General features: G+C 45.5%; 8 protein-coding genes. 1 reads left to right on the forward strand and 7 read right to left on the reverse strand.

The window, feature by feature from the left end:
- On the forward strand, positions 1 to 576 hold a 576-nt coding region (locus B3O33_RS01540; protein ID WP_292362794.1), incomplete at its 5' end, for an HDOD domain-containing protein.
- 132 nt (positions 577 to 708) lie between these two features.
- Here B3O33_RS01540 and B3O33_RS01545 read toward each other — a convergent pair.
- The 7 genes from B3O33_RS01545 to B3O33_RS01575 all read right to left on the reverse strand — a co-directional run bounded on the left by B3O33_RS01545 (position 709) and on the right by B3O33_RS01575 (position 6,096).
- Positions 709 to 1,104, reverse strand: coding sequence for a DoxX family protein (locus B3O33_RS01545; protein WP_292362211.1), 396 nt, complete (start codon positions 1,102 to 1,104; stop codon positions 709 to 711).
- A gap of 223 nt (positions 1,105 to 1,327) precedes the next feature.
- Complete coding sequence (locus B3O33_RS01550) at positions 1,328 to 1,852, reverse strand: hypothetical protein (protein ID WP_292362210.1); 525 nt, start codon at positions 1,850 to 1,852, stop codon at positions 1,328 to 1,330.
- 88 nt (positions 1,853 to 1,940) lie between these two features.
- Entirely contained in the window at positions 1,941 to 2,777 is an 837-nt protein-coding gene (locus B3O33_RS01555; protein ID WP_292362209.1) for a 23S rRNA (adenine(2030)-N(6))-methyltransferase RlmJ, read from the reverse strand.
- Positions 2,778 to 2,860: 83 nt separating this feature from the next.
- Positions 2,861 to 3,259, reverse strand: coding sequence for a GFA family protein (locus tag B3O33_RS01560; RefSeq protein ID WP_292362208.1), 399 nt, complete (start codon positions 3,257 to 3,259; stop codon positions 2,861 to 2,863).
- A gap of 25 nt (positions 3,260 to 3,284) precedes the next feature.
- Positions 3,285 to 4,388 (reverse strand): NADH:flavin oxidoreductase/NADH oxidase, encoded by a 1,104-nt coding sequence (locus B3O33_RS01565; protein WP_292362207.1) that lies wholly within the window; start codon positions 4,386 to 4,388, stop codon positions 3,285 to 3,287.
- A 69-nt stretch (positions 4,389 to 4,457) separates the two neighbouring features.
- The gene (locus B3O33_RS01570) at positions 4,458 to 5,246 is read right to left on the reverse strand and encodes an SDR family NAD(P)-dependent oxidoreductase (protein ID WP_292362795.1); all 789 of its coding nucleotides are present in this window, start codon (positions 5,244 to 5,246) and stop codon (positions 4,458 to 4,460) included.
- A 49-nt stretch (positions 5,247 to 5,295) separates the two neighbouring features.
- On the reverse strand, positions 5,296 to 6,096 hold the full coding sequence (locus B3O33_RS01575; RefSeq protein WP_292362796.1) for a TlpA family protein disulfide reductase: 801 nt from the start codon (positions 6,094 to 6,096) through the stop codon (positions 5,296 to 5,298).
- Positions 6,097 to 6,219: the final 123 nt, after the last annotated feature.

Raw genomic sequence — 6,219 nt, forward strand, 5'->3', positions numbered from 1 at the left:
GTTCGTAACCTGGTGACCAGTCTGGTGATGGAACAGATGTTCCGTCCGACCAATAAAAAGTTGGAAAAACGTATGCGAGACCTCTGGCAGCATAGTATCGAGGTCGCTGCCGCAAGTCAGGTCATTGCTTCCAAGCAGCCTAATATTGCGAATGATGAAGCAATGCTGGCGGGGTTAATACATGAGATAGGTGCGCTGCCTATTCTGATGAAAGCCGCCGACACTCCTGAGTTGTTGGAAGATACCCGTCGTCTGGACACACTCATTGACAACCTTTATCCAAAAATCGGCGAAGCTATTTTGCGCAGCTGGGATTTTCCGGAAAATCTGATAACCGTCGCCGCTGAACATGCAAACCTTAATCGTAATAGTCAAAACGGCCCCGATCTGACTGACGTAGTTCAGGTCGCCAACCTGCAAAGCTACTTTAATACCAGTAAAGCGTTGGATCCAAACACAAGGGATAAAGTATTGTCTTTCCAGAAACTGGGCATTGATACCGGTATAAGCGTGGTGGAGCTGGATGAAAACAGTGAAGAATATGCTGCTGCATTAGCTTTATTCCAAAACTTCTAAAAAGCCTCATTACATCCCAAAAGGCCCGTTGTTCGATACAACGGGCTTTTTTGTACTTATCATACTCATCCCTGCCGTTTCAGTCGGATGACGTTGAAAATCCCCCTAAACGTATTCGTTTATATATCTGGTTTATGGGTGACGTTTGCGAAGGCTATCTACACTCCAGGCACCACCGCCAGCAACAAACAGGTACAAAAAGATAAAACTGAATAATGCCGCTAGCTCACCATTATTGAGCAATGGCCAGAATGCCTGCGGCGCGTGGGCAATAAAATAGGCCACGGCCATTTGTCCCGACAAAATAAACGCTACCGGCCGGGTGAAAAGGCCGATGAGGATCAAAAAGCCACCAACGATTTCCAATACACCGGCAACACCGGATAGCGTAAACAAATCAAATTCATAACGTTGTGGTGCCGGAAATCCAAATAATTTTTGTCCACCATGCTGCATAAACATAAATGCAGTCACGATTCGCAGAATACTCAATACACGTGGTTGCCACGCTGCATAAAAACCGTCCATTCGCTCTCTCCTTTGCGTTAAGTCTTCACAGCTAATGAATTGATTAGACTCGTTTATCTTCTTAATTGAAGTCGGTGTAATCGTTTAGTCCTTCTTACAAAGAACTCAGGCGAATAGTAGCAGCAATCAAGTACAAATATATAGCGTGCCGGTTGTCCTGCTAACGGTTCAATTTGCAGTAAACGTAAGAATTTTTATGATTTGATTAATGCGGTTAATAATTTCATCGTCGCTTTTTCATCCAGACTGAGAAATTTCCCACGGTAACGTTTAAATTGGCGACGAAAATAACCCAGGGTTTTGCCCGCAATGTGGTCAAACCATACGTATGGTTTTGCCGGGTATAGCTGGCACTGCCTGGTCGGAAAAACGCATCATCCAGCATTCGGGTCATGCAGGCGAGCACGGTGATTTGATCAATCGGTTTTCGTTGGATATGTTGCCCGGTTACCCGCCGCATGGTTTCCAATTGTTCGGCAAATCGCAAAATGCGTTTGAACTTCTGTTCGCTGGCCGTTTCGACCCAGTTCGGATTATAGATATATTGTTTTCGGCCCTGATTATCCCGTCCAGTCACTATAACTTTGGCATCGCGATCCTGCTGAATTTCAACCTCTTCCCATGCAGGTGGAATAGCGAGACTTTTTATCCAGCGTTTTAAGGCGGCGTTCTTAACTGTTTTACCATTGGCATAACGATAACTGAACGTTTTGCCATGGGGTTTTCTGTAGATAACCGAATGACTCATGGTGATTGCAAATCCGTAATACTGAATCTGGCGCTATCATGACATGAGTGCTTAACACAGACTTTAATGCAGATTATGTCTGTGGGGATTATTCTGCTACCAGTATTTCTGATTTATAAAAAGCGCCGCTATCAACCGCCAATTTATTGGTCAGCTTTGGCAATAACTTGTTCATCGTTTCCATTAACTGCCAAGGGGGATTAATCACGATCATGCCCGATGCGGTCATGCCGCGCTCGTCAGAATCGGCAGTGACCGCTAACTCAAAACGTTGAATATTTTTGATGCCACTTTTACTAAATTGTTTTTCCAGGCGAGTGATTCGACTTCGTTCAACCACTGGATACCAGATGGCATAGCTGCCAGTAGGGAATTTTGCATAAGCTTTTTCGATTGTTTGAAATACCAAATCGTAATCAGATTTGATTTCATAAGATGGATCAATCAATACCAATCCACGTCGTGAAACCGGTGGCAATAAAGACAATAAGCCTTTTAAACCATCTTCACGCATCACCCGTGCCCGCTTCACTTTTTGGGTATTTTGTAATAAAAGACCGGCATCTTCGGGATGCAACTCATACAACCAGGTCCGATCCTGACGCCGCATACAATGCAGAGCAATAAACGGAGAACCAGGATAATACTCCAGCGATTTACCAGAGTTAACAGCATCAATCACAGCAAAATACGTGGCCAGTTCCGGCCAGTCAGCCACCTTTAATTTAGCAATACCATTCTGGTATTCCTGTAGTTTCTCAGCATGAGCTGAAGCCAGATGATAAAGGCCAGCCCCAGCATGGGTGTCTATGTAGTCAAAGGCTTTTTCTTTTTTACCGAGGTGCTGCAAAATCTCAATTAAGACAATATGTTTGAGCACGTCAGCAAAGTTGCCAGCATGAAAGGAATGGCGGTAGCTTAGCAAGTGAGATCCTGATTATGTGTTGAGAGATGAATTGCGTAGCAGCAAATTACGCTGAGTAAACGGATTTGGCAAAATAATTTCCGTTAACGTTTATCTGAGACATGGTTAATTCCGTCATTAACTCTAACCTCACCCAACTCAAAAGGATTCACCCCTTCCAGACAGGCGAGATTAAAGCCAAAGAAGTCGGGATTTGCTCGGGTCTGGTGATGGGTATAAATGCCACAAATCGAACAAAAATAATGCTTGGCCGTCATGGTATTAAATTGATACGAAGAGAGCTTATCGGCCCCTTTGGTAATTTGCAGGGAAGACATCGTAACATACGCTGCGATAGCGCCCTTTCTCCGACACATGGAACAATCACAACGACGAGGATCTTCAATACCATTTGGCAAATGCACAACAAATTCAACCTCACCACAATGGCAACTGCCTTTATGGTAGGGCTGAATTTCGGTGTTTCCTATTTTAGAGATCATTGCATTGCTGGCGCTTGTTTAATGTTCAACTCTCTGGAGCATGATAACGCGATAACCAATGTGCATAAGGTGCCGGTAACACCCAGGCAGGATCAGCAATTTTTAAGGTTTTAGCTGCAAGGTATGGCCAATGAGGATTGGCTAAATGGGCTCGTCCCACCATAACAAGATCCAGCTGTTGATCCGTAATAACCTGGTTCACCGTGTCAGGTTCATCAATACCCCAGGCTGAAGCGACTGGCATTTCAGCTTCACGCCGCACTCGTTCGGCAATCGGTACCAATAATGCCGGTCCCCAGGGAATATTTGCATCAGGGGTGGAAAACCCAATACTGACACTGAGTAGATCCAGACCTGTTTGTTTAAATTGGCGGGTCAGATGGATAGAGTCACTCAACGTTTCTTCATCACGGCCGTCATATTCAATCACCCCGAAACGAGCAGTTAATGGCAGATTTTCTGGCCAGACGTCACGTACCGCCTGTAATGTTTCCAATAAGAATCGGCTACGACCGGCCAAATCGCCTCCATATTGATCGTCGCGTTGATTGGAATGAACTGAAAAAAAGCTTTGTGCCAGATAACCATGCGCAAAATGCAATTCCAGCCATTCAAAGCCTGCGGCTCTCGCACGTTTGGCAGCGGCAACAAAATCAGCCTTAACCCGCTCGATATCCTCCAATGTCATGGCTTTGGGGACTTTGGGCAAATTGGCACCAAATGCAACGGCAGAAGGCGCTATGGTTTGCCAGCTTTGCGGATCATCATCCGCTAAATGGTCATCGCCTTCCCATGGACGATTGGCGCTGGCTTTACGTCCCGCATGTGCTATCTGAATGCCTGGACAAGCACCTGCTTTTTTAATGGCTGAAGCAATTTTTGCCATGCCTTCTGCCTGGGCGTCATTCCAGATGCCAGTACATCCTGGCGTTATTCTTCCTTCGGGACTAACTGCCGTCGCTTCAACGATCACCAGCCCCGCACCGCCACGGGCTAATTGGGTGTAATGCGCCAGATGCCAGTCATTGGTCAATCCATCATTAGCACTGTATTGACACATCGGGGGTACCGCAATGCGGTTGCGTAATGTCACATCTTTTAGCGAAAACTCAGTAAATAACGCTGTCATAAAAATCTCTTGTTAAAAATAAAAACTCAAAAAAATCCACGAATAACTCATTCCGGTCATGTTGAATACTTAAAAAGCACTTTTAATAACCCCACCATCAACACGAACAGCGGCACCCGTTGTGGCCGAAGCTAATGGGCTGGATAGATAACAGACCATTGAAGCGACTTCATTCGTGGTGGCGAAACGCTTAATCAAAGAAGTGGGTCTGACATGTTCAAAAAAGTCTTTTTCAAAGGCTTCGAGACTTTGACCTTCTTTGGCGGCGAGATCCGTCACAAAAGTTTCGACACCTCGTGAGCGTGTTGGCCCGGGTAATACAGAATTCACCGTAATATTGGTACCGGCAACCTGTTCGGCCAGACCACGGGCAATGGCTATCTGAGCCGCTTTGGTCATGCCATAATGAATCATTTCTTCAGGGATCTGCACTCCGCTTTCACTGGAAATGAAAATTACCCGGCCCCAGTTTTGCTGTTTCATCGCTNNATAGGCCCGCGTCAATCGCACACCACTGAGTACATTCACATCAAAAAAGCGCAGCCAGTCTTCGTCCGGAATATCTTCAAACGGCACTGGCTCGAAGATACCCAGGTTATTAATCAGAATATCTACGCGGGGATATTGCTGAGTTAATTTTTCCGCTTCAGATGCCAGAGACAGATCCCCAGAAAATCCATGCAGAGTGCCTTTTGCAGTTGTTTTTAATGATTCAACAGCCTGTTTGACGGAGGATTCCGAACGTCCATTGACGATTACATTGGCCCCTTCATCTGCCAGTGCTTTTGCAATGGAAAAACCAATGCCCGCCGTGCTGCCGCTGACTAAAGCGATTTTATTTTCGAGTTGCAGGTCCATAAATAGCTCCATAAAATATACATTTAACCGGGTCAGAATGACTTGCTGATTACTCTGTTATCTTTTTTAACGTTGCCGTTAATCTTGCCGCAGATACCTCCCCCATATGACTCTCCATCAGCATTCCCTGCTGATCGAAAAACAACGTGACAGGTAAACCATAAGCATTGAAGGCATCTGCGACTTTTCCTGTTTTATCCAGTAAAACATGCTCAAATTTCAAGTCATTTTCAGCGAGAAACGCCTCAACCTTTTCCAGCGATTCCTGCTGATTGAGCATCACAAACCGGATATCAGGATACTGCTGTTGTAATTTTTGAAAGGCAGGCATTTCACGCTGACATGGCGGGCACCAGCTGGCCCATAAATTCACCACCGTCACATTATTTTCAGTGAGTTGATTCAGAGATATTGCTTCGCCATTAAGCTGTTCTACAGCAATTTCAGGCATGACAACCTGATCACCACCTAAATTTAACAGCAGCGAAGAGGCTGAAAAAAACAGTAAAATTGAGACTGCGCCACCGAATAAAGCCATACGTTGCTGTGACAGACGTTTGATTTGCAAAAGCAAAAACAGCACCATCGCTATCGTCCCGGAAATCCAATCCACGCCACGATCACGGAAATCCAGCATCTGCCAGACTGAGTCGTATTGATCAGCAAATTTGATGACAAACACGATACGCCCAATCACCAACCCGAATAGCAACATCATTAACAACGGATCAGTCACCGAACCTTGATTTTTTCTGGACAGAATTGAGGCCACCAGAATCCCGATAAGCGCACTGCCAAATAACAGCAACGGCTCCAGTGGCAAGGAAAATGGACCGAGATTAATCGACATCATTGACCAAACATCCTGCTGATTTCGTCACCCATCGGCATGCCTTCCACCAGTCGTACATGACCGTTTTGATCTTTATAAACACTGGTCGGGGTCGCCATTAACCCCAACTGTTCCATCAAC

Source organism: Methylophaga sp. UBA1464 (assembly GCF_002325665.1).
In the GTDB taxonomy this organism is placed as follows: domain Bacteria; phylum Pseudomonadota; class Gammaproteobacteria; order Nitrosococcales; family Methylophagaceae; genus Methylophaga.